Source organism: Desulfitobacterium elongatum (assembly GCF_055378975.1).
The window spans coordinates 2,296,040-2,320,692 of sequence record NZ_AP038772.1 but is presented as its reverse complement, the minus strand read 5'-3'; the positions used below and the strand labels follow the sequence as shown (position 1 = coordinate 2,320,692).

21 protein-coding genes are annotated in these 24,653 nt (G+C 42.1%); 19 read left to right on the top strand and 2 right to left on the bottom strand.

The window, feature by feature from the left end; translation table 11 throughout:
• Positions 1 to 15 precede the first annotated feature (15 nt).
• The 5 genes from ACZ42W_RS10930 (at position 16) to ACZ42W_RS10910 (ending at position 3,702) form a co-directional block, all read left to right on the top strand.
• Positions 16 to 837, top strand: a complete 822-nt coding sequence (locus tag ACZ42W_RS10930; protein ID WP_464170737.1) for an ATP-binding protein — start codon at positions 16 to 18, stop codon at positions 835 to 837.
• A gap of 90 nt (positions 838 to 927) precedes the next feature.
• Positions 928 to 1,497: a hypothetical protein gene (locus ACZ42W_RS10925; RefSeq protein ID WP_464170735.1), complete on the top strand. Its 570-nt coding sequence runs from the start codon at positions 928 to 930 to the stop codon at positions 1,495 to 1,497.
• A 189-nt stretch (positions 1,498 to 1,686) separates the two neighbouring features.
• The gene (locus ACZ42W_RS10920; RefSeq protein WP_464170733.1) at positions 1,687 to 2,388 is read left to right on the top strand and encodes a hypothetical protein; all 702 of its coding nucleotides are present in this window, start codon (positions 1,687 to 1,689) and stop codon (positions 2,386 to 2,388) included.
• Positions 2,389 to 2,469: 81 nt separating this feature from the next.
• Positions 2,470 to 3,084, top strand: a complete 615-nt coding sequence (locus ACZ42W_RS10915) for a hypothetical protein (protein ID WP_464170731.1) — start codon at positions 2,470 to 2,472, stop codon at positions 3,082 to 3,084.
• A gap of 42 nt (positions 3,085 to 3,126) precedes the next feature.
• Positions 3,127 to 3,702 (top strand): ANTAR domain-containing response regulator, encoded by a 576-nt coding sequence (locus ACZ42W_RS10910; protein ID WP_464170729.1) that lies wholly within the window; start codon positions 3,127 to 3,129, stop codon positions 3,700 to 3,702.
• A 48-nt stretch (positions 3,703 to 3,750) separates the two neighbouring features.
• Here ACZ42W_RS10910 and gap read toward each other — a convergent pair whose 3' ends face one another.
• The gene (gene gap, locus ACZ42W_RS10905) at positions 3,751 to 4,755 is read right to left on the bottom strand and encodes a type I glyceraldehyde-3-phosphate dehydrogenase (protein ID WP_464170727.1); all 1,005 of its coding nucleotides are present in this window, start codon (positions 4,753 to 4,755) and stop codon (positions 3,751 to 3,753) included.
• Positions 4,756 to 5,017: 262 nt separating this feature from the next.
• Between gap and ACZ42W_RS10900 the strand changes: the two genes are divergently transcribed.
• The 3 genes from ACZ42W_RS10900 to ACZ42W_RS10890 all read left to right on the top strand — a co-directional run bounded on the left by ACZ42W_RS10900 (position 5,018) and on the right by ACZ42W_RS10890 (position 8,052).
• On the top strand, positions 5,018 to 5,434 hold the full coding sequence (locus ACZ42W_RS10900; protein ID WP_464170725.1) for an OsmC family protein: 417 nt from the start codon (positions 5,018 to 5,020) through the stop codon (positions 5,432 to 5,434).
• A gap of 196 nt (positions 5,435 to 5,630) precedes the next feature.
• On the top strand, positions 5,631 to 6,596 hold the full coding sequence (locus tag ACZ42W_RS10895; RefSeq protein WP_464170723.1) for a phosphodiester glycosidase family protein: 966 nt from the start codon (positions 5,631 to 5,633) through the stop codon (positions 6,594 to 6,596).
• 31 nt (positions 6,597 to 6,627) lie between these two features.
• On the top strand, positions 6,628 to 8,052 hold the full coding sequence (locus ACZ42W_RS10890) for a hypothetical protein (RefSeq protein WP_464170721.1): 1,425 nt from the start codon (positions 6,628 to 6,630) through the stop codon (positions 8,050 to 8,052).
• Between the two features lie 109 nt (positions 8,053 to 8,161).
• On the opposite strand, the gene ACZ42W_RS10885 is transcribed toward ACZ42W_RS10890, so the two are convergent.
• The gene (locus tag ACZ42W_RS10885; protein ID WP_464170719.1) at positions 8,162 to 10,966 is read right to left on the bottom strand and encodes a UPF0182 family membrane protein; all 2,805 of its coding nucleotides are present in this window, start codon (positions 10,964 to 10,966) and stop codon (positions 8,162 to 8,164) included.
• Positions 10,967 to 11,135: 169 nt separating this feature from the next.
• Here ACZ42W_RS10885 and trxB point away from each other — a divergent pair, with 169 nt between their 5' ends.
• From trxB to ACZ42W_RS10830, 11 genes are all read left to right on the top strand, one after another.
• Positions 11,136 to 12,053, top strand: coding sequence for a thioredoxin-disulfide reductase (gene trxB / locus ACZ42W_RS10880; RefSeq protein ID WP_464170717.1), 918 nt, complete (start codon positions 11,136 to 11,138; stop codon positions 12,051 to 12,053).
• A gap of 408 nt (positions 12,054 to 12,461) precedes the next feature.
• Positions 12,462 to 13,295 (top strand): electron transfer flavoprotein subunit beta/FixA family protein, encoded by an 834-nt coding sequence (locus ACZ42W_RS10875; protein WP_464170715.1) that lies wholly within the window; start codon positions 12,462 to 12,464, stop codon positions 13,293 to 13,295.
• Positions 13,295 to 14,614 carry an FAD-binding protein gene (locus ACZ42W_RS10870; RefSeq protein WP_464170713.1) on the top strand — a complete coding sequence of 440 codons (1,320 nt, stop codon included), beginning with the start codon at positions 13,295 to 13,297 and terminating at the stop codon, positions 14,612 to 14,614. The genes ACZ42W_RS10875 and ACZ42W_RS10870 overlap by 1 nt, the downstream gene beginning before the upstream one ends.
• Positions 14,615 to 14,626: 12 nt before the next feature.
• Positions 14,627 to 15,919, top strand: coding sequence for an FAD-dependent oxidoreductase (locus ACZ42W_RS10865; protein WP_464170711.1), 1,293 nt, complete (start codon positions 14,627 to 14,629; stop codon positions 15,917 to 15,919).
• Positions 15,916 to 16,194, top strand: a complete 279-nt coding sequence (locus ACZ42W_RS10860) for a ferredoxin family protein (protein ID WP_464170709.1) — start codon at positions 15,916 to 15,918, stop codon at positions 16,192 to 16,194. Before ACZ42W_RS10865 ends, ACZ42W_RS10860 begins: the two co-directional genes overlap by 4 nt.
• A 241-nt stretch (positions 16,195 to 16,435) precedes the next feature.
• On the top strand, positions 16,436 to 17,413 hold the full coding sequence (locus ACZ42W_RS10855) for a rhomboid family intramembrane serine protease (RefSeq protein ID WP_464170963.1): 978 nt from the start codon (positions 16,436 to 16,438) through the stop codon (positions 17,411 to 17,413).
• A gap of 284 nt (positions 17,414 to 17,697) precedes the next feature.
• A complete protein-coding gene (locus ACZ42W_RS10850; RefSeq protein WP_464170961.1) occupies positions 17,698 to 19,728 on the top strand; it encodes a penicillin-binding protein in 2,031 nt (676 codons plus the stop codon).
• A gap of 75 nt (positions 19,729 to 19,803) precedes the next feature.
• Complete coding sequence (gene pepV / locus ACZ42W_RS10845; RefSeq protein ID WP_464170707.1) at positions 19,804 to 21,216, top strand: dipeptidase PepV; 1,413 nt, start codon at positions 19,804 to 19,806, stop codon at positions 21,214 to 21,216.
• A 170-nt stretch (positions 21,217 to 21,386) separates the two neighbouring features.
• Positions 21,387 to 22,448 carry a M42 family metallopeptidase gene (locus tag ACZ42W_RS10840; protein ID WP_464170705.1) on the top strand — a complete coding sequence of 354 codons (1,062 nt, stop codon included), beginning with the start codon at positions 21,387 to 21,389 and terminating at the stop codon, positions 22,446 to 22,448.
• Positions 22,439 to 23,455 carry a M42 family metallopeptidase gene (locus tag ACZ42W_RS10835; protein ID WP_464170703.1) on the top strand — a complete coding sequence of 339 codons (1,017 nt, stop codon included), beginning with the start codon at positions 22,439 to 22,441 and terminating at the stop codon, positions 23,453 to 23,455. The genes ACZ42W_RS10840 and ACZ42W_RS10835 overlap by 10 nt, the downstream gene beginning before the upstream one ends.
• A 15-nt stretch (positions 23,456 to 23,470) precedes the next feature.
• Positions 23,471 to 24,481: a M42 family metallopeptidase gene (locus tag ACZ42W_RS10830; protein WP_464170701.1), complete on the top strand. Its 1,011-nt coding sequence runs from the start codon at positions 23,471 to 23,473 to the stop codon at positions 24,479 to 24,481.
• The last annotated feature ends 172 nt before the right edge of the window (positions 24,482 to 24,653 follow it).

The following is a 24,653-nucleotide window of genomic DNA, read 5'->3' as shown; positions in this document are numbered from 1 at the left end:
GAAGAAGGGAATTCTATGAAATCTCTTAAGGATATCATGCATGAGGATTATTTGATGGAACTTAAAAAAAAGCGGGAGCAATCTACGAAGAGTGAGGATGTTATCCCTACTTCATCGTCAGTGCATTGTTCTATTTGTCAGGATCGCGGAATTATTCTCGAAGGTGAATCTGCTCGTCCCTGCATATGCATGCAGCAAAAACGAATGGAAAACCAATTCCGTCATGCCCGTATGGCCCGTGGGCTTCTTAATTGTCGTTTTGATACGTTTCAGTCTGAATACTATCAGAGCTATTCTAATTCTCAAGACCGTACTTTCCTTGAAGGTGCACTTAAAGCGCTCAATGCTTCTCGTGATTTTGTGAATCGTTGCCTTGAAGATTGCCATGGACTAGGTCTTTTACTCACAGGCCCTGTCGGTGCGGGGAAGACGTTTCTGGCAGCTTCAATCGCCAATGCACTCATGGAAAATGAAAAACAAGTACTTTTTGTTGTTGTTCCAGATTTACTTGATCAGTTGCGTGCTACTTATAAAACGGATGAAAATGAACTTGACCTCTTAGATACAGCTCGAGAAATCCCGATTCTCATCCTAGATGATCTTGGAGCCCATAATTACACCGATTGGACTCGAAACCGTCTCTATTCGATCATCAACTACCGACTCAATGAGCAATTACCTACTGTTATCACATCAAATCTCACCTTAGATGAGATGGAAGAATACTTAGGGGCAAGAACGACTTCGCGATTGATTCAGTCCTGCCGAATATTCAGGATGAACGTTGAACAAGATATCCGTCTTCGACAATATCAAGACAGGGAAAAGAAAAAATAAATTTTCTTATTTTCCAAAAAAGTATGCATGTCCTTTAAGAGACATGCATACTTTTTTCTAAGAGAACAATCCATAATGGAGGTGGCTGAAATGGCCAAGATTATTGCGATCAATCGCAAATATTTCACATTAACGCTAAGTGTTCTGTTAGTCTGTCTCATAGGGATTGCAGGGGTAACACTCTGGAAGACAACTCATGCCAGTACAAAAGCCAACGTCGTCCCCGAAGTGAAAATGCTAGGACTTGCAGTCGAACCCGGTTCATTCACAAAAGACTTAACCTATGGCACGGTAACCTTAAAATCCAGTCAGGTTATCAATTCAAAGAGTTTTGACCTCATCGCTACAGTACAGAACACAACAGGAGAAAAAATGATGAATATCCCAGTAGAACTAGAAGTTACATTAGTTGGTGATGATACTAAAAAAGTTAACAAGATTGGTAATCTTCCATCACTAGATCCTGGTGCTACTGCAAGAGTTGCCTTCCGCCAAGTGAAAGCCCTTGGAGATGCGACTGGTAAAAGTGCTACAGCGGGTCAACATAAGATTACTCTACGCGTTAAACCCAATGCTGCAGGCGGAATTACTCAAGCCACTGAAGCAACTTTCTTCTTCAATGTAGATTCGACTGTAAAGGCACCAGCGGCTGCCAAGTAAAATCAGACACTTAAATTCTTCATAAATAACATCATTCGATAAAAGTCAAATTGATCAAGTAAGACCAATAGAAAAAATGAAGCGTACTTTGTGGCGCTTCATTTTTTCTATTGGGTAAGACGGATATTAATAGAGTGAACACAATAATTGCAATTACCATATATTGTAGCGAAAGGGAGGGTGATAGAATTGAACACCTTTGAATCTATTATGCAAGAATCTGAAGAATCGATAAACATAGGACTCAGCATAACTTCAAGAGTTAGTACACTTCATGGTAGCCCATCAATCGGTATCCTGCAGCCTTTAATAAGTGGTAGACTTTTTTCAGCTTCGGGTGTATTGATTGGTGCCCAATTCATATTACTCCTTGCCAAGCACATTTTTAAAATTGATAATATCCCTGTAATCGATGTTCCTAAGAACCAATTCATCCAAATGCCAATTGGGGAGCTCCAAAGTCTGCTTCAATATTTAGGATCACGACAAAGAAACGAAGCAACCTTACAAGGGGGTTCAACCTTCTCACCTCTCACTTCTTCTACCGCTTTCCCTACAGGGTCATCCATAGGATTTCCGACGGTTCTACCACCAGAGGCTCCTCTTTATATTGCAGTATATATTGCAGCAGATTTTAGCAACCAACTTTTTACACCGACAGTATGGTACTTTGTCCCTATTTTAAGTTTTCCTGGGCTTACAGGCTCATTACCCATTCTTATCCTTACATTGCTAGCTACGATTTTCGTTCGTTGCGTCGTTCCTCCAGAGACCACAGGTTCAAAACCCTTCCCAAAACCCTCAGAACAGCCAAATTCGTCCTTTAGCCTTCACCCGGATGAGTTGTTCGGGATTCTCAATCGATTTGGGAAGTATTTTAGCTCTCAATAATTTGTTTGTATAGAGGATTTATAGTAGAATGGACCTTGATGTTAAACTAGAGTAAAGATTATAAAGGACGTGTAAAGGTTCATGCAGCAGATTAAATCACTCGGGCGAGAACGGCTTTCAGGTATAACCATTATTCTGAGCCTTATCCTTGTAATATTCACCTTATTCGCTGTAAACTTACTCGATGTAAAAGTCGTCAATATGGAACTCGTTGATCGCGGGCTATATACCATTGTCACTGAAAAAGGGAACGTAAATATTTATCCTGATGATATCCTCCGAATCGAAAGAACCTACACTAAAGCTCCCTTAACTGGGGCTCCATTAGAATTAGATAAGATTTATACCAATAAAGGCTTTATATACTTATCCTCAGCGGATTCATTTGCTCAGGTTGGTCGTGAATTGATGAATTCTGTAGATTATTATGGGCTTCCGACATGGGAACGGGAAAATACAGACTGGGAAACTGTCAAGCCCTACTCCTATTCTATCGGAACACCTTCAAAACAAATCCCCTTTCTTTTCTTCTTTTTATCAATGCAATATGCAGTCTTATCACTTGGGGGAATTGCTCTAACGATATTGATTTTCCCACTTCACTTCAAAAGTGAAGTTAAACTAAGCAAATCTCCGTATTCTCACCTTGAGCAAGAGAATACTAGCGAAGAACAATACAGCGCAGTCGCCAAGTAGAGGGTGCTTTTCTATTTATGGGTCAGAAGGAGAAGAGGAGAGATGAAACGAGCGCTCCTGATCGGAAATCACCGACAATTTCTTCTTGATCTTAAGTCAGCTTTGCCACTTGCTGGTTATCAATCTATAGGTTCCACGGAAAACGGATTAGATGCCTTGCGGCTTGTCCATCGTTTTGAACCCGATTTGGTTCTCATGTCTTGGGATATCCAAGGTATGATGGCCTGTGACCTTCTACAGACACTAGTATCACAAAATCTTACGCCTGTGATCGTAGGAATCAATCAAGAGGATATGAGTTTGCTTCCAGATATTATACAATATACTCCGGATGATATTCTTGTTCATCCCTTTCGAGCCTTTGATTTAATAACTGCAATATTCTGCACCGAAAGACGATTCGCAATTCAACAAGAACAAAAGAAGAAGCTTGAACAGCTTCGACACGATCTCAAGGTACGTAAAACTATCTATCAAGCACTTCTGATTCTAATTCAAAAGTGCGGATGGGATGAAGAAACAGCCTATTTGAAAATTCGGCAGCAAGCAATGGCTCGAAGAAAATCTCTGCAAGCCATCGCATTTGACATCATTAATGAGAATGATTTTCCTGAATAGACCAACAAAAAAGAGCCTAAAAGGCTCTTTTCTGTTTTCGAGATAAGTTTAAAGTTGTCGACCGACATACTCAGCCAGATCCAATACACGGCAGGAATAGCCCCACTCATTATCGTACCATGCGATGACCTTAACTAAACTCTCATCCATGACCATCGTAGACAATCCATCAATGATGGACGATGAAGAACTCCCGTTAAAATCGCTAGAAACCAAAGGGAGCTCAGTGTAATCTAATATCCCTTCTAGAACCCCTTGACTTGCCTCTCGGAGAACAGCATTAACTTCTTCACGTGAAGTATTTCTCTCTACTTCTACGACTAAATCTACAACGGAAACATTGGGGGTTGGAACCCTCATCGAAAAGCCATTGAGTTTTCCTTTCAGTTCAGGAAGAACTAAAGCAACGGCTTTCGCAGCTCCAGTAGTTGTGGGTATAATCGAAAGTCCAGCAGCCCGTGCTCTCCTTAAATCCTTATGAGACTGGTCTAGGACTTGCTGGTCATTTGTATAGGAGTGAACTGTAGTCATCAATCCTCGTTTTATCTTGAAATTTTCATGCAACACTTTGGCCACTGGAGCTAAACAGTTCGTTGTACACGATGCATTCGATATAATATGATGCTTTTCTGAGTTATACTTTTTCTCATTAACACCCATGACAATAGTAATATCTTCTTCTTTAGCAGGAGCTGTGATAATGACTTTCTTAGCACCATTCTGCAAGTGCTTTGAACATGCCGTCCCATTATTAAACTTACCACTAGCTTCGATAACTACATCGACTCCCATTTCGCCCCACGGAATTTCCCCAGGATCGCTAAAGGAGAATACTTTAATAAACTTGCCATCAACATAGAAGCCTCCCTCAGTATGTTGCACCTTAGCGGGGAAGACGCCATGAACGGAGTCATACTTTAATAGATGGGGTAAAATCTCACCTGAGGATCGATTGTTAACCGCAATAATTTCTAAATCATGTCTTCCGTAAGCAGCCCGGAAAACATTTCGACCAATTCGGCCAAATCCGTTAATCCCGATACGAATTGCCAACCTTACCGCACTCCTTCTATTTAAACATCAAGTTCTAATCTAACAAAAAATAGTTTAGCATCTTTTACAGTATGACACAATTACTTTTTAGTAGTTAAATAGCATTATTAATTCATTTAGGAGGTCTATTGTGACATACTTGATTCCTATAGTAATGGAAATGTTCATATGTTTATTCATTTTTGATAATTCTATAAATACTGTAGAATTTTGGAATGATATAAGATACGATTATGAAAGCTAAATTAAGGAGGAGCAAAGTATGCAAGTTATTGTCAAACATATTAAAGGAATGCATTTTGAGGGAGAAGGTCATTCAAAAATACGTACACAGATCGACTCAAGCGTCACTGCAGGAGGAACAGGATACGGTTCCAGTCCTATGGAACTTGTTCTCATGGCAATTGCTGGTTGCAGCGGAATGGACATAGTCTCGATTCTAGAAAAGATGCGTATCTCGTATGATCGATTAGAAATCTCGGTGCAAGGGGATAGGGCCGCTGAACATCCTAGAGTTTTCACTGATATTGAAGTCGTTTATAAATTCTGGGGAAAAGAATTACCGGAAGAAAAACTACTAAGAGCGATACAGCTTTCCATGGAAAAGTATTGTAGTGTCGCCAATATGTTAGATAAATTTGCCAATCTCACATATAAATTGGATATAAATCCAGAGTAATTTATATTTTCCACTTCTTTTTTAGTGTTGAACCGACCGACTACATTTGTTATACTAAATCTGCTCGCAAACACTTTTTTCGTCAGAATTACTGAAAAAGCCGCACAGAATATAAAAATGCGGCTTGTTTTTTTGATTATGTTATAATCAAAGTATGAAAATCTTCACAAATCAGGAGTGAATAGAGGTTAAATTCATGAAAAAAAATCATAAGGTTCGTTGGAAGATGATTGTTGCCTTCATAGCATTTAATATCATTTTCGCTGGTATCCTAACTCCTTTTATCTTGTTTTGGGGGCCTTTCCAAGCTCTAAAAGTTATGGCCGTAGGTGCTGTGGAAACTTCAAGACATCCCCAAGTCGTCCGTTTTTTCCTCTCGGGAGAAAAAATCAGTGAAATTATGCACACCTATGATGATCAAGGCTCATTAGTAGGATTGAAACTTGATCAACAGACCATTGTAAGGGATTCCTCCTCAGGAATTGTAATTGAGGATATTAAAGGGAAGAACTTCAAAGGAAAAGTGATGCTCATTAAAGATCCAAAGCGGGTCAAAGTTGCTGTGACCAAAGAAATTGGGGTTGCTGGTGAACGACTAAGTGACATGGTGAAAAACTCTGAGGCGATTGCAGGAATCAATGCAGGAGGCTTTTATGATCCCGATGGAGAAGGAAATGGAGCTTTCCCTGATGGAATTACCGTTCAAAAGGGCAAAATTGTTCATAACAATGTAGGAGATAAAGCTGTCGATTTTATTGGTCTAGACAAGGATGGGAAACTTATCATCGATCAGATGAATGCAAAAGATATAGAGAAAAATAATATTCAAGAAGGAGTCACCTTTTACCCACCATTAGTAAAGAACGGTAATCCAGCAGTGTCAGGGGATGGGGGATGGGGGATAGCCCCCCGGACAGGCATAGGACAACGTGCTGATGGAACGATCATCTTTGTAGTAATTGATGGTCGCCAGCCGACGTGGAGCATAGGAGCGACCCTTCGAGATATGATGAATATATTCTTAGAGTATGATGCGGTCGAAGCTGTCAACTTAGATGGAGGATCCTCCTCGGAGTTGATTTATAATGGAAAAGTTATGAACAAACTATGGAATGTATTTGGCGAACGGTATATCCCGACCGGATTTGTAGTTATGCCTTAATCTATAAAAGGAAGTAGAAGGGGTAATACTCGTGAAAAGAAAACTCCGAACGTTAATTAGTTGGTTATTAGTTTCCCTAATGTTGCAATTCACTTTTTATTATTTTCTTAACAATCAAGTAGAAAAAGTTATGGCACCCACCGAGGATAAACCGATCGTTGTCCAAAATCTCGAAGCAGAAATTCCTGGAACAAGCCTCGAGGACATTCAACTCTCGTATGCCAAAGATTACTTGGCTTACAAAGAGAATGGGGTACTCAAAGTATTCAACCTCAAACAAGGAAAAGTGGTCTTTGAGAAAAAACCTCAAGCAGGTAGTGATAAAAACATGGGAGTTCTCTATTATCAGTGGCTTCCAGACAGGGATACGCTTGTGTACTTTTTTGGACGCAAAAATCCTAATCCTGTGACGGAGGTTGTGGTTCCTGTGACCCCAGCTGAGACTCAAAAAAACACTCAAGGAACGCCGACTCAAAGTGCTTCTAACACTAACACCCAAAAATCAGCTAATTCTTCGACAAATTCAACGAACTCGAAGCAAACTACTCCTGCCTCTGCTGGGGTGAAGACCCAGTCTGAAACAACAACCCTAAAAGTTCTGACTGCTTCGACTAATGTACCTGCTTCGACTCCTACGACAAAAAACCAAGAACCCGAAAAAGTCGAAGATCCCAATCAGACCCCAAACGCTCAAAAACCAGAGACGACGAAACCACAAACCAGGATTGAAAAACGCTATAACAATCCACAAATTACAGAGCTTTTCACCTTAGAACTTCCGCCAAGTGATGAAGAAGGAACTTCACCCGATGATCGCTTGAATCGTAGCATCGACAGCTTTCCTGCCGGTGGAGAAATCACTCAAATGGTTGTGTCGACCTTTACTAATTTAATGTACCTCACCATAAAAAACGGAACTAATCTTCAACTCATGGAAATTGACATCATGAAAAATGTACGGACCCTCAACCGATCGGGTGAGGTTATCTCTCAGATGGCGGCCTCGGATAAATTTGGAACCTTATATGTCAAGAGTAAGTCTGGTAAAACCGAACAAATTCTTGCCTTACAGGGTTTCGAACGGGAGATCATCTCTAATGACGCCAATGATGTAATCTTGGGAGACCGTGCGGGAACACTTTATCTCGGTAAGGTTCAAGAGAATCGTTTAGTCAATATTCGGATTGCTTCTGATACTAAAGATGAAAAGAATTTGGACATTAAAACGATTTGGGAGGGCTCTATTCCCTATAAAAATCCAAAGGGAGTTATTATTGGAGCAAAAAACGAAGTAATTATCTATGATGAAAAGAACGCTTATATTGTTGAAGAGGGTAAGGAAAAGCCAATAAGTCTAAGTGGAGAAGAGAACTATATCTCTTCTGATGGAGTTGAGCTCGTTCAACTCACACGGATCGGAATGTCAACCAAAGTAAAACTACAACCCTTACAGTGAACTAGCCCAATTGGGACCCGAAATCTAATAAGAAGCAGGTAAGTGCTAAGAAAATACATGCACTACCTGCTTCTTTTTGTAGGTTACTCCTAAATCTCCTATGGAACTATCATCTTGTGCCTGAGGAAGCGTCACTTTTTAACGTCTCTGACGAGGTTTCTAATGCTTCTCCCTGTATATTCTTTAACTGAGCTTCAAGTTGATCAAGCATCAAACGCAGCTGATCTATCTGTTCAAGCAAAGCCCTCGAATTGTCCGAATTTAGCGGTGATTGACTCGTGGGATTGGGTTGTTTCATAGGCCCGTTTAGAGGGGCTTTGCCTTGACCTGGTGTCGTAGGTTTAGGAACCTCAGAACCAAAGAGAGCAACGAGCGCATCTTCCAAGGTTTCCGTCATGATTAACTTATCCTGATAGGCCAAAATTACACGTTTCATTTCGGGGATACTTCCGCCCTTTTCAGACTGAAGGTAGATTGGTTCAACATATAAGAAGTTTCCCGCAACAGGCAAAGCCAAAAGATTTCCTCGGATAACACTCGAACCCTTTTGATCCCATAAAGCTAATTGCTTCGAAATCTCTGGATCTTGATCTATACGGGACTCAATTTGGAGTGGACCGTCAACTTCTAAATTTTTAGGCATTTTGTACAGATTGAGTTCGCCGTAATGGTCCCCATCCATTCGAGCTGCCATCCAAGCGACCATGTTATTCCTCGTGTTCGTAGTACTTGAAGCCGGAGTGAAGGGAAGCATCAAGACGAATTCTGGTTTAAGACTCCCCGGAACTTGCATCACAGTGTAGTAAGGATCGACATTCTGAGGCTTGGAGCCAAAAAGTTCCTTAGCAATATCCCAAGCATCTTCTTTATTATAAAATACTGTTGAATCAGTCATATGAAAATTTTTCAACATGTTACTTTGAATAGTAAACAAGGTTTCGGGATAACGGATATGTGATCGTAGACCGAGTGGCATCTCAGTAAAATCCTTAAATACCCCTGGGAAAACCTTACGATACGTTTGAAGAATAGGATCTTTTGCATCTACTGCATAGAAATCCACTGTTCCGTCATAAGCATCTACAACAACTTTTACGGAATTCCGAATATAATTTATGTCTCGATCAGTGAATGTCGTAGAGTAGGGCAAGGTATTAGAAACCGTGTATCCATCGATAATCCACCTTAAACGCCCGTTATCGATAACTAAGTAAGGGTCCTCATCGTACTGAAGGAAAGGTGCAAGTTTTTCCACGCGTTCCATAATGTTACGATGAAGTAGAATACGGCTTTGTGAATTTACTTCATTAGCTAAGTAGAAACGAAGTGTCCCATGTTTCAAAGATAACATAAGCCGGTTCAATGGGGTAAGCGGAATTCCAGTTTTCCCTTCATACCGCGTCTCGGCATTCACATCTCCTTCTGGATAATCAAATTCTTTTAAATCAGTATCGACTACAACCCAATCATTTGTTAGTTCTCCAAAGTAAATCCGAGGTTGTACCAGTCGTAACTCTTGGAAGTCAGTTACAGCTGGTACATCCTTGATTGCGAAGGATGGAAGCCCTTCTAAAGTAACGGCATTTGCAAAGGAGGCAGCAACCCCGAACCCATGCGTGTATTTGAAACGTAGGTTAACAAACGTTTTAGCCTTGTTGTCCAAATCATTCGAGGAAAGTTCACGTGGTGACAGCATAACCTGACGGTACTCACCATTAATGATGTACCGATCAATATCAATGTCATGAAACTTATAATAAAGGCGGATTCCCTGCTTCTGAGTGTACGTTTGAATCATTGGTCTGGGATCATTTAAACGAACATTGTTCAATGTCTGTTGTTCCATTTTCAAACCTTCTACAGTCAATGGACTTTTTACAGGGTAATCCTGTTCTTTAATTTGATCAAGACCATAACCTAGGCGCGTCATTGCTATTTCATTTTGAATATACGGGGCTTCTTTTTCTAACTCATTCGGAACCACGACGAAGGACTGAATCAAAGCTGGCCAAAGACCAGATAGAAGTGTGCTTCCTAGAATGACAAGAAGGATCGGAAGAATCAGGAGGCGTTCTTCTCGTATGAACATACTTATCAGAGCGCCCACAAATCCGACAAGACTTAGTCCAATTAGAAGTTTCAGAGCAGGCAGAGTGGCGGTTAAATCCGCGAATCCTGCACCAAATACATGTCCATGCTTGGAATAGAGTAATTGATACATATCGAGATAATACCCAAATCCCTTAATGACAAAAAGAACAGCAATCAAAAGTGAAAGGTGACGACGTGCTGATGAACTGATTTCCACAGAATTTGCCTTCCAAACACGTAGGGAGTGGAAACGGATTACCCCTGTTAGAAGATAGAATAGTGCTGTAAAGAGAGTTAAGAAAAAGAGTGGACCAAAAAATGCATTATACACCGTGTTAAAGAAAGGAAGTTGGAAGACATAAAATCCTAAATCTTTACCAAATACAGGATCTCCCTGTCCAAAAGGGGTATATTTTACGAAAGATAAAACTTCGAGCCACCCCGTAAAACCCGTTATAAAGCTTACCCCTAAACTTATCAGAGCTGAAATTACTACTAACCAAACTGTCACTTTTTTCTGACTTAAATGATATACGGGGCGATCCATTTCATGCACGAGTCTAAGACGGATTCTCAACCGTTCATTTACAAAGGTCAGAATCGAATGACGAATTGAGAAAAGAGTCCCAGCGATAAATAGAAATAATATAGTCCCATTAACTGCCTGAATCAGCCACTTGCTAATGAGCGGAGTCCAAAATAACTGGCCATATCCTAAATCAGAGAACCATAGCCAATCTTCATATAAACCACTTGAAGCAGTTAATACTATTATTATAAGTGCAAGTATAAAGATAATCTTTGTAACGCGACTCAAGTCCATACCCCCTTTGACCTATATATTCTGCCCATTATCACAAAATACCTTCCTTCTTTTTTACTTCACGCCTTTTTGCTAATACAAGAACCTCTTTCTTTTCTTTATAAATATGCTATACTGAAAACACAATACCCATAAGGGGTATACAGATGTCAAGTGGGGTGTGTTCAATATGTATGATGTCATTATCATTGGGGCCGGGCCAGCAGGACTAACAGCTGGTATCTATGCCGCTCGAGGTGGATTAAGAACCGGAATTATAGAAATGGGAATGCCCGGCGGCCAGGCAGCTGCTACAGAAAAAATAGAAAACTATCCCGGTTTTCCCGAAGGAATTGGAGGGTATGAGTTGATGAATAAATTTCATCAACAAGCCCAAGTGTACGGAGCTGAATTCATTTTTGAGCAGGTCCTGCAATTAGAATTAATGGGCACTGTTAAGAAGATAACTACAGATTCTAAGACCTATGAAGCTCGCGCGGTTATTATTGCAGCAGGTTCTCAACCCCGCCCACTCGGTGTACCCGGTGAAGACGTTTTTCATGGCCGTGGTGTATCTTACTGTGCCACTTGTGATGGAGCCTTTTTTAAAGGAAAAAAAGTCGTTGTTGTCGGCGGGGGAGAAGCAGCATTAGAAGAAGGGGCATACCTTACAAAATTTGCGGATGAGGTGACCATTGTTCACCGTCGGACTGGATTTCGTGCATCTCAGATTACTAAAGACCGAGCTAAAAATAATCCCAAAGTCCGTTTTGAACTAGACACCGTTGTTGAAGAGGTTCTAGGTAAAGATCATGTAGAAGGTGTGAGAGTTCGAAATATTAAGACTGGTCAGACGAAAAATATGATGGTTGATGGTGTATTTGTCTTCGTAGGGACTCAACCCAATGACAAGTTTCTCAGAGGAGAACTAAACGTTGGAGAAAGAGGCTATATTATTACTGATAACCAATTAGGGACAAATATTCCTGGCGTATTTGCAGCAGGAGACATTCGAAATACCACATTACGCCAGGTTGCTACAGCAGTCGGAGATGGAGCGTTAGCAGCTGTTGAAGTTGAGAAGTTTATCTCCGTGCACGAAAACTAATGTAGAAATTCAAGAAAGATTACCACTTAAAAACACTGAACGATTGCAAACCTACAATCCTTTCCCTAAAACAGTAGCATTACCTTTCATTTCCTAAAACTGGTTATATTTGTACTTTTAAATAGCTTAATTATAGGGAACGGCACCCTGCGTCGTTCGGAAAGAGGGAATAATCTCCCTTTTCGGAATTGCACAGATGCAATTCCCTTCATTTTTCGGTCATATTGACTCCGAAAATTAGTCTAACAGCCTCTTTTTTAATATAATGCTCTTTTGGAATTTTCTCTAAATTAGCACTTTTTGTTGAAACTACTTGTATTTTTTGCTTCTTTGTACTATGCTGTACATGTGCATTTTTCTGTCAAAAAATAATTGAATTTTAGGTTAGGGATAGAGGAGGGAGTATATTTGCATTTCGTAGTCTGTCTTAAACAAGTTCCAGATTCGTCTGAAGTACGGATTGACCCCAAGACAAATACTTTAATGCGTGAAGGGGTTCCATCGATTATTAACCCGTACGATGCCCATGCCCTGGAAGAGGCCATCCGACTCAAGGAAAAGGTCGGTGGCAAAGTGACAATCGTCACTATGGGACCACCACAAGCCAAAGAAGCGCTAAAAAAGGCTATTTCTTTTGGTGCTGACCGGGCTATTTTATTAAGTGATCGAGCTTTCGCAGGTTCGGATTCCTTAGCAACAGCGTATATTCTTTCCCGTGCAATTGAAAAAGTCCATGAGACCGAGCCTGTGGATTTGGTATTAACAGGGAAGGAAGCGATTGACGGAGATACAGCACAAACTGGACCTGGTATCGCTTGCCGTCTGAATTTCCCACAACTCACTTACGTTATCAAAGTTACGGATATAAACCAAGATTCCATCACGGTTCATAGAAAGCTCGAGTCTGGTCGTGAAGTTGTGAAAGCCCAATTACCAGCATTACTCACAGTAGAGAAAGATTTAAATGATTTGAGTTATGCTTCATTGCCTAATATGATGAAGGCTGCAGCGTACGATCCAGAATTTTGGGATGCAAAGTCTTTAGATTTTGATGCAACGCAGATGGGCCTAAAAGGTTCACCCACAAGTGTTAATCGAATTTTCGCTCCCCCTGCACGTTCAGGTGGAGATCAGATTGACGCGACCAAGGATCCTAACGGCGCAGCAGAAGTCGTTGTCCAACGACTGTTCCAACAAAATATTATCATGGTAAATCCCGCAACGAAGGGAGGCAATCGTTAATGGCTGTTATCGTCGATTCCGCCCGTTGTATCGGGTGCGGGGCTTGTATCGTTGAATGCCCAGTTGAAGCATTGGATCTTATAGACGGTGTTGCCGTGGTCGACCCTGCAAAATGTAAAGATACGGGCAGTTGTGTAAAAGTTTGCCCTGCAAACGCTTTGTCTTTGCCAGAAGGGGTAGTTAAGCCAAGTGAGAGTCCAAAAGAGAATCCTGGTTCAAAAAATGAAATCAATCCACCCTTACCCGATGTAGTTAAAGACTATGTGAAAACTGAGAAAAAGGCGGCTGCAGCTCCTAGTAATCCTGGAGATGTTTGGAGTGGAGTTTGGGTTGTCATTGAATACAGCCGTGGTGAAATTGCTCCAGTTTCATGGGAACTTTTAGGAGAAGGACGTAAGCTTGCCGATGATCTCGGCTGTGAACTTGCAGGAGTCCTCGTCGGTCATGATGTCGAAAAGGTGATTCCAGAAGCATTTGCATACGGTGCAGAGAAGATTTATGTCATTGATGATCCCATTTTAAAAGATTACCGCACTGAACCCTATTCTGAAGCTGTAACTCACCTCGTTCGTAAATATCAGCCGGAAATCATCCTGATGGGTGCAACCGCTATGGGACGTGATGTCTTCCCAGTAATTGCAACCAAGATGAAGACTGGCCTTACTGCGGACTGTACAGTTCTCGGAATTGATCCAGATGCCAAACTTCTTTTACAAACCCGCCCAGCCTTTGGCGGCAATATCATGGCAACCATTCTTTGTAAGACACGTCGTCCTCAAATGTCCACTGTTCGTCCACGTGTAATGGCCATGCCACCCCGTGTCGAAGGTCGGACAGGAGAAATCTTACGAGAAAGCCTTACTATCACGGAAGAGGAAATTCGTACAAAAGTTGTTGACTTTATTAAAGGGGATGCTAAAAGTATTTTCCTCGATAAAGCTGAAATTCTCGTTTCTGTGGGTTTAGGACTTGGTTCAAAAAAGAATATGGCTTTAGCTGAGGAACTTGCTGACGTTCTAGGAGCAACAATTGCCGGAACTCGCGGTGCTGTTGAAGCTGGCTGGATCTCGCATGACCGCCAAGTCGGTCAAACCGGGGTTACCGTTCGGCCTAAACTTTATATTGCCATTGGAGTCTCTGGTGCTATCCAACATCTCGTGGGTATGGAGACTTCAGACTATATAGTGGCAATCAACAATGACCCTGAGGCGTCGATTTTCCGAGTCGCAAGCTATGGAATTGTCGGCGACCTTAACGAAGTCGTTCCTGCTTTAACGGCTGAATTTAAAAAACGCCTTCAGCTCGGCGTGGCGAAATAAAGGAGGGCCAACATGGAAAATTTTGATGTAATCGTCGTTGGAGGCGGTCCTGCCGGCCTGTCTGCCGCCATTAGTGCTGCACGAGCTGGAATGAAGACCGTCGTCATCGAGCGTGGAGATTATCCTGGTACAAAGAACGTCATGGGTGGAGTTCTATACACTCAGGCAACAGGGGCTGTGATTCCGGAGTTTTGGAAGGAAGCACCCCTTGAAAGACCCGTAATCGAGCAACGTTATGCTTTTCTAAGTGGCGATGAAATTGTCACTGCGGGTTACCGTGATCCCGCTTGGGGAGAACCCCCTTATAATGCACACACCGTACTTCGTGTGAAATTTGATCGCTGGCTCGCTCAACAAGCAGAAAAAGAAGGCGTCATGATCATCACGGAAACCTTAGTAGAAGACCTTCTTTATAAAGGGGATCAGGTGGTCGGTGTACGCACAGGACGTGCAGAAGGTGAGCTTGGGGCAAAAGTTGTCATCCTTGCTGAAGGAGTTAACAACTTTATTGCTACTAAAGCAGGTCTTGCACAACCGCTTCGACCAGAAGCCATTGCCGTCTGCGCTAAAGAAATTATTGCACTTCCTACCGAAAAACTTGAAGACCGCTTCTGCCTAGAACCTAATCAAGGAGCTACGATTGAACTTTTCGGGGATTCAACGGATGGAATGCTTGGTACAGCATTTATTTATACCAATAAAGACTCTATTTCGATTGGTGTCGGTACCATTCTCAGCCAAATGAATGAGAAAAAATGGTCTCCAAATGATCTTTTAGAGAACTTAAAGTCCAAGCCGTATGTCAAACGCTTAATTCAAGGCGGAGAAACCAAAGAATACCTTGCTCATCTAATACCTGAAGGTGGCTATAACTCTATGCCGAAGCTCCATCGCCAAGGGGTTCTTGTTGTTGGTGATACAGCAATGCTCGTTAACGGATTAAATCGCGAAGGTTCTAATTTGGCGATGACTTCAGGAAGGATCGCAGGACAAGTCGCTGCTGAAGCTATTCAATCGGGTGATACAAGCGATCATGGGATGGGTGTATATGAAACCCGTCTACGAGATTCCTTTGTCATTAAGGACCTTCATAAGTTTAGAAAGCTTAATCACCTCCTAGAGAGTAATCCGCATCTCTTAAGAGATTACCCTGGGATTCTGTCAAATGCTGCTCGTATGTACTTCACTGCGAGTGACAAGCCTAAAAAAGATAACTTTAAGGATATTCTTCAAATGGTATTTGATAAACGCTCAAAGAGTGGATTGGTTAAAGATATGTTTGGAGCATGGAGGGCACTGAAATGAAATTAGACGATAAATTATATTTAGTGCGCTTTAACACTGATAAGCTGAATCACATCAAAATCGCTAGTGCAGAGGTATGCTTGAAGTGTCAGGACAAACCGTGTACCCGTTTCTGTCCAGCTCATGTTTATGACTGGGATGAAGAGGAGAATCGGATTTCCGTAGGCTATGAAGGCTGCCTAGAGTGTGGCACATGCCGAGTTGGCTGCCCCTATGGCAATATTCTCTGGGGATATCCACGAGGCGGCTTTGGAGTATCCTGGAAAAACGGGTGATTCACAAGTTGACTTTGTAGCACCCAAAACGTATATTCATACACAAAGGCAGTGGAACTAGTTTCCACTGCCTTTGTGCTTCCACTAGGTTTCACGGGTCTAAATAGTTACTCCCATTTTGACAAGTAAAGCAACTTGATATTAAAATAAGGACTAATAACAATAAAATGCTAACAACTGTTGAATGCGTTTTGCATATATTTAACCTGTTCAAGATACTAGAATATAAGGAGGGCTTTTTATCCTCGATCGAATATTACTCGGACTCCAGCAAGAGGATTGGTCAATTGAAAGGAAATCCGAGAATTGGATTATCGCTCGTAAAGAGAAGGAGGGTCTCCTATTTTCTTCCCTAATTCGTGGACAGAGCCTTAATCCAGTTGAGGATCCTTTTCTAGAGGATGCGTCGATTAAACATTGGGAGGCAATCATCTTTTGTCCAAAGGGGTTATCGTCATCTGATCTTCAGCAGCCTATCTTAAAGAAAATCCAGACTTGGTATATTGATTTACAAACTGGCTCGATTTTTCCATACCCTTCAAGTAATAATCGACAGACTTTAAATCGAATTCTTTCCTATCTTGAGCAACCCTCTCCTCAAACAGAGAACCGTTCCGTTTCTAAAGATTCAACGCTTATGGAACAAGCACATCCTTCATTTCTCCAAAACTTTCGAGAACGCCCCTACTTAACCTATGTACTTATTATACTTAATCTTATTGTTTTTTCCCTTATGACCCTGGCAGGGGGGTCTACACAGACAAGTATCCTCATTAAGTTTGGAGCAAAAGTTAACGAACTTATTTTACAGGGAGAAGTTTGGCGTTTCTTTACGAGTATGTTCTTACACATAGGCTTATTACACCTAACCTTTAATCTTTATGCGTTATGGGCTCTAGGTCCAATTACTGAAGACCTCTTGGGGCGGTCCCGCTATCTCATTGTTTACATTCTTAGTGGGATTTCAGGATCGTTTGCCAGTTTTTTCTTTTCAAATGCGATTTCTGCAGGAGCTTCAGGTGCAATTTTTGGACTTCTAGGTGCGTTAGTTTCCTATTCGCGTAAGAGTCCCGGACTTTGGAAATCTGGATTTGGAAAGAATCTCGTGATTATTATCTTAGTCAACTTAAGTCTTGGTTTTTTCCAATCTGGAATTGACATCTATGCTCATATAGGAGGCTTAATTTGTGGTTTAATTCTCGTTCGACTTCTTCCATAATATACCTTTCTAGCTTTGCATGCTTTCCTAGACACGGGAGAAAATATATTCGAAGCACATGGTTTCTTAGCAAGGTGGAACACTTAAGTCCATCGATAGTTAAGAAAACATGGGCTTCATTTTGCATCTTTTTACTCTCTTGAAATGAGAACAATGTTATAATAGTCATACACTAATAAAATTTAAACTAACTTATTCAGTAGATAACTTTGGAGAGAGCGTGGGACGAGCTTGTGAGAGGTACTAACAAAAAAAAGAAAACACTTTATCCTCACTCATTTCGAGTGAAAAAAGGTTATTTTGCTCGTGAAAATATGATTTATGCGATTTTGATTTTAGTTCTACTCGCCATCGTCAGTAAACTATTTATCCTCCAGGTAGTCGAAGCTTCAGACCTCAAAGCAAAAGGGATCGAAAGGAGAACTAGAGACCAAAGTCTCTTACCAGAACGAGGAAAAATACTCGACGCCCAAGGAAATGTTCTTGCACAAAGTGTCCCTGTCAAAGAAATCTATGCCGATCCCCGGGGGATAACGGATCAGATATCTAAGAATCAAACTTCATGGACGAAAGCCGAGATCGCTACAAAACTAGGGGAGATTTTAAAGATTGACTCTAAGGATATTCTCGAAAAACTTGACAAAGATCTTGCATGGATCAATATTGCTCATCAAGTCGAACTTGAAAAAGTAGAGAAGATTCAAGCGTTAAAGCTTCCGGGAATCGGATTTAATGATGAGCAAAAACGAGTCTATCCTATGGATAGCTTAGCCGCATCGGTTCTGGGAATTGTTAATCTTGCAGGTCACGGTGTGGAAGGGGTAGAGTCGTATTATGATCAAGATCTTTACGGTACTCCTGGATATTCATCCCGACAACAAGGGACAAGTATTTCCTCTGTGCTTGAGAATATCCACCCTAACGAACCTCCGAAGCAAGGAGGAAATCTGCAGCTCACCCTTGACTCAACGATTCAATTCCTAGTTGAACAGCAACTCGATGTCCTCGTCAAGTCGACGCAAGCTAAACGAGTATCGATTTTGGCGATGGACCCCATGAGCGGTAAAATACTTGGGATGGGATCACGTCCAACCTTTAACCCCAATGAATATGCCAAGTCTAATCCCGAAGATCGTCGAAATCTAAGTATTAGCATGTCCTATGAGCCTGGCTCCACTTTTAAAATCATAACGGGTTCTGCAGCGCTTGAAGAGGGAGTCCTAAGCCCAAATGATAAATTCGAGGATCCTGGCTACTTCCAGATTGGCCCTCGTTGGATTACTAATTGGGACTCCGACTTAAAACCACATGGTAGCATTACCTTTACAGAAGGGATGAAGTTATCTTCGAATGTCGTCTTATCTAAAGTCGGAATGAAATTGGGGAAAGAATACTTTTATACCTATCTTAAGGCTTTCGGATTTGGAAGTCGCACTGGAGTTGATATTTCAGGAGAGGAAAGTGGGTTACTCGTTCCTCAAGACAAAGCGCGGGATATCGACATGGCCACGATGTCATTTGGGCAAGCTAACCTTGTGACACCCATTCAATTGCTTTCGGCAATTTCCAGTGTCTCCAATGGTGGAACTCTCTATAAGCCCTATATCGTTGATAAAATTACATATTCAGATGGAAGCTCCAAGGTGAATAATCCCATACCTATCCGGCAAGTAATGTCAAAATCCACAGCTACACAAATGACTACAATTCTTGAAGATGTCGTCAATAGTGGGACTGGAGCACTTGCCCAGATACCCGGGATTCGTGTAGCCGGTAAGACGGGAACAGCCCAAAAAGTAGATCCACAAACGGGTGGATACTCCACAACAGACTTTATCGCCTCCTTTGCCGCCTTCGCCCCAGCTGATAATCCTAAAATTGCAGTCTTGGTAACGATTGATACTCCTCGAGGGGAAAGTCACCAAGGGGGTTCCTTAGGAGGACCAAGAGCTAAAGCGATAATCGAAGGTGCTCTTCAATATTATGGAATTCCCGTCGCCCATGAGACTCAAAGTATAGTAACTGAGCTTCCAGAGACTTCGTTCACACGTCCTACACCAAGTGCTGTGAAGCCTGCTCGAACTCCATTGGAAGGGGAGACAGTAGTACCTGATCTTACTGGACTCACGATGCGACAGGCCGGAGAAACACTATCTAAAGCAGAGCTCAAATTTAACTTTAATGGAAGTGGGCTAGCCAATTCGCAAGCACCTCAACCCGGGCAGATTGTCAACAGAGGAACTCTAGTTGAGGTCAAATTCGCTCCGCTTGATGCCCCTTCAGCAAACTCTACTTCCCCGCCACCCACCCCATAGTAACCTATACAACTTCGATTCTTAATTGGGGGTATACTAATATAATAACAAAGAAACGATGGAGGAATCAGGAAAATGAATCTAAATCAAGAGATTGACAAATTGAGAGACGAGATTATTAGTGCAGTTCAATCCTGCATTAAAATCAGAAGCGTCAAAGATGATGAACATGCTATGCCAGGGGCTCCTTTTGGGCAAGGTATCAAAGACTGTTTAGAATGGACCTTGGATCTTGGAGAAAATTTGGGGTTTACAGTAAAAAATATCGATGGTTATGCTGGTCAGATCGAGATGGGCTCAGGTGAGCTCTTAGGAATCTTAGGACACCTCGATGTCGTTCCAGAAGGGGATGGATGGTCTGTTCCCCCTTATAGTGGAAAGATTGTCGACGGTAAAATTTTTGGGCGAGGAGCACTTGATGATAAAGGACCTACACTAGCAGCACTCTTTGCTATGAAAGCAATCAAAAACTCCGGCCTCCCACTCAACAAAAAAGTCCGTCTCATTATAGGCACCGATGAAGAATCAGGATGGGCGGATATGGATTATTACAAACAAAAAGAAGAAATTCCTGTCATGGGGTTTGCACCTGATGCAGAATTTCCTCTGATTCATGCCGAGAAGGGGATTCTCCATCTCGAATTAAGCAAAAATCTCTCTGAATTCTCCCATCTCGTTCGTATTCAAGGAGGGCAACGAGCTAATGTCGTTCCCGATCTTTGTCGTATTACAGTTAAGGGTTTCACTGAGGATGAGCTCGATGCTCAACTGCATGCTTTTCATTTCCCTGAAGGGGTATCAGGAAAACTTGAAGCCTCTACTGAGAACTCAGATACAGGACTCACTGTGGTGATTCAAGGGATGGGTGCTCATGGTAGCCTACCTCAAAACGGCAAAAATGCTGTGATTTATGCCCTAAGCTTTCTAAAGTCTTTACCTTTAAGTGATGATGAGCTTACCTTAGTTGAGTGGCTTCTTCAGAATCCAGGAACAGGCTTCCACGGAGAAGGACTTGGGGTCACATTAAGTGATGAACCCTCTGGCAAATTATCTCTTAATCTAGGTATCATGGATCTTTTCGCTCAGCATATTCGATTTGTCATCGATATTCGTTATCCTGTGACCTTTAAGAAAGAGGATATCCTCACTCCGATTGAGAAGAGAGCAACAGGGGCCGGGTTTTCTATGAATATTTGTAACCACCAACCAGCCCATCATGTTCCCAAGGACAGCCCCCTAGTTAAATCTCTTCTTAAAGCCTACTCAGACATTACAGGACTAGAAGCCTATGCCTTCGCGATCGGGGGGGGGACTTATGCTAAGGTACTACCACAAGGAGTTGCTTTCGGTCCTGTACTCCCAGGGGAACCTGATGTAATTCATTGTCCAGATGAATATATAACCATTGAAAATCTAATTTTGGCCACTAAGGTCTATGCTCAGGCGATTGTTAATCTTGCTCATAACTCGTCAGATAATAATTTTTGACTTTAGGCATCTAACCCGACCAACCCTCTTGCATCTAGCAGGAGGGTTTAGCGTTAAAAAGAAGACCCACGTGAAAAGAGTAATTCGGCCTTGAAAGGCAGGAATTTTAGCCCGATTAACGAATACATCTTGTTATGTAACAAACCAAAATCAGCTGGAGGGTGAGAACTTTGAAGAACGCGCAACTATCCCGCGCGAAAGAATTCTTAAAACAACTCTCTGAAAACTCTGGGGTGTCCGGCTACGAGATGAATCTAGCCCCCCTTGTAATAAAAGAGTTTCAGACCCTTGCCGAAGATGTACGTACCGATCGTTTTGGAAATATTTATGCATTCAAAAAAGGTACCATTGGACGCCATAAGATTATGCTCGCTGCCCATATGGATGAAATAGGCCTCATGGTCAAAGAAATAGATCCTCGTGGTTTTCTCCGCTTCACTACGGTCGGTGGAGTAGACCAGCGGACTCTTCTTTCACAAGAAGTTATCATACACGGCTTACGCCCAGTTCATGGGGTCATCGGCTCTATGCCGCCCCATCTTATTCTAGGAGATAGGGAAAAGGCTGTAAAAATGGAAGACATGGGGATTGACGTCGGTCTTACTGCCGTAAAGATTCGGGAAGTCATTCAGATTGGGGATATCATTACGCTTAGACGTCAGCCTCTAGAATTACTTAATCATCTTTTTGCAGGTAAATCCTTTGACGATCGAGCAGGAGTCGTTGTCATGAAAATTTGCCTTGAAGAATTAAAGCGTATGCACCATATACACGATGTCGTAGCGGTTACGACGACTCAGGAGGAAGTTGGCCTGCGTGGGGCTTTGACAAGCGCCCATGCCCTAAATCCAGATTTAGCAGTCGCCATTGATGTGACCCATGCAAGCACACCGGACACCAAAGGACAGGTAAATATCGAATTAGGTAAAGGACCTACAATTGCACTAGGCCCAAATATTCATCCGATAGTCTATAAAGAGATGATCAACGCAGCACAAGAAGCCCGACTGCCCTATCAAGTGGAACCTATACCAGGAATGAGTGGTACAGATGCTTGGGCAATTCAAGTCGCTCAAGCTGGTGTGCCAACAGGTCTCCTCTCTATTCCCTTACGGTATATGCATACCTCTGTCGAAACGCTAGACATGCAAGATGTCGTTAACTCCGGTAAATTACTGGCCCATTTTATTGCCGGATTGCCAGAGGACTTGGAGGAATCGATATGCTACTAAGAACCTTAACTGAATTAAATGGAACCTCTGGGGTTGAAAAGGAGATCCGACAAGCTCTACGCCAAGAAATCGAACCCTTTGTTGATTCCATAATGATTGATAAAATCGGCAATCTTATTGTTCAAAAGAATCGCTCAGAACAAGGCCCAAAGATAATGTTAGCGGCGCATATGGATGAAGTAGCACTTATGATTACAGACCTCACAGCCGATGGCCTCCTGAAATTCCGTCCAGTAGGGGGAATCGATTCACGAATTTTGGTATCCAAACCCGTAAAAATCAATTCCCTAGTTGGTGTCATCGGAGCAAAAGCTATTCATCTTCAAAAGCCTCAAGAGCGCCAACAAGCCTTGAAAATAGATCAACTCTATATAGATATAGGTGCAAAGACGAAAGAAGAGGCGGAAAAACAAGTCAAGCTCGGTGATTATGCTTATTTCCTCACTAAGACTGAACCCTTAGGTGAAGGATATCTTAAGGGAAAAGCATTTGATGATCGAGTGGGGTGTTATGTCCTCTCTGAAATCTTTAAAAAGGACTATTCTTTGAATTTAGTCGGGGCTTATACCGTTCAGGAGGAAGTCGGATTAAGGGGGGCGAAGGTCGCAGCGTATCACGTTCAACCCGATTTTGCTATTGTCCTTGAAGGAACAATCGCTGCAGATATGATACATTTGGAAGAGCATGAATGGGTCACTGAACTAGGAAAGGGCCCAGCGCTCTCAATCATGGATCATAACACTCTATATAACCCGAAACTTATTGAACAAGTGGCTGAGCTCGCTAAGAATAATAAAATTCCGCTTCAGTTCCGAAGGGGGAACAGTGGGGGAAATGATGCCGGAAAAATTCACTTAAGCAGAGAGGGAATCCCTACCATCGCAATCAGTGTCCCCTGCCGTTATATCCATTCTACCGCTTCAATCATCTCAGAAGATGACTTAAAAAATACAATTAGCCTCATTGACCTGATTCTTCATTCCATCCCTGAGAACTTCACTTTTTAAAAGGAGGATTCACTCATGCCGCTAGATCAAAATCCGTTGGATTATTTGCTATTAAAACGTTTGACCCAAACCTTCGGTCCATCTGGAGTTGAGGGTCAGGTGAGCACTCTGATCGAAGAACAAATTCGACCTTACTGTGATGAACTATATAAAGATAAACTTGGAAATCTAATTGCACTTCGTCGCGGATCCGGTAAAAAAATAATGGTCGCTGCCCATATGGACGAAATCGGAGTTATGATTACTCATATCGATGAAAAAGGTTTTTTACGTTTTGCACCCATCGGAGGGGTTCATATTCAAGAGCTTCCGCATCGACGTATTCAATTCAAAAGCGGTCTCGTAGGTGTAATTGGCGTAGAGAAACTTGAAAAACCTACGGATTTGAAGGGAGATAGACTCTACATCGATATCGGTACAAGCTCCCGCGAAGAGAGTGAAAGACTTATTCGGGTCGGGGAAAGCGCTGTTTTCACGGGAAGCTATGAGGAAACAGAACATCAAATCCTTTCCAAAGCTATGGATGACAGAGTAGGCTGCTTTGTAGCGATTGAGGCCATGAAAAGCCTCCAAACGAATCATGAAGTGTCCTTTGTATTTACCGTCCAGGAAGAAGTCGGTCTAAGGGGAGCACAAACAGCGGCTTTCGCCCTTGAACCGGATTTGGCAATTGCTATAGATGTCACGATGACTGGAGATACTCCTAAAGCACATACTATGGAAGTTAGACTTGGCCATGGAACTGCTATCAAAGTCATCGACCGCTCTATGATTACTCCACCCATGATCAAGAAATGGATGGCTCAAACCGCTGAAGATCATAAGATTCCTTATCAATGGGAGGTTCTTGAATTTGGGGGGACTGACTCAGGGGCAATTCATCTAACCAAAGGTGGAATCCCAGCAGGAGTACTTTCCATCCCGACACGTTATGTACATAGCCCTTCAGAAACCGTCGATCGAAGAGATGTCGAGGCTACTGTTCGCTTATTGGTTGCACTCTTAGAAAATCCTGTAGAATTATAAAGAATACCTCATAGGGAGTTTCAACTTACCAAGAAGTTGAGTTGGCTTTTCCAGTGACGGTTGTCCTAACTATCTTAACCTGACCTCTAACGAAAAGCCGGTACCTAAAGTACCGGCTTTTTCACTGTGATTTAAACCACAAAAACACCTCTAAAATATGTTACAATCCCGG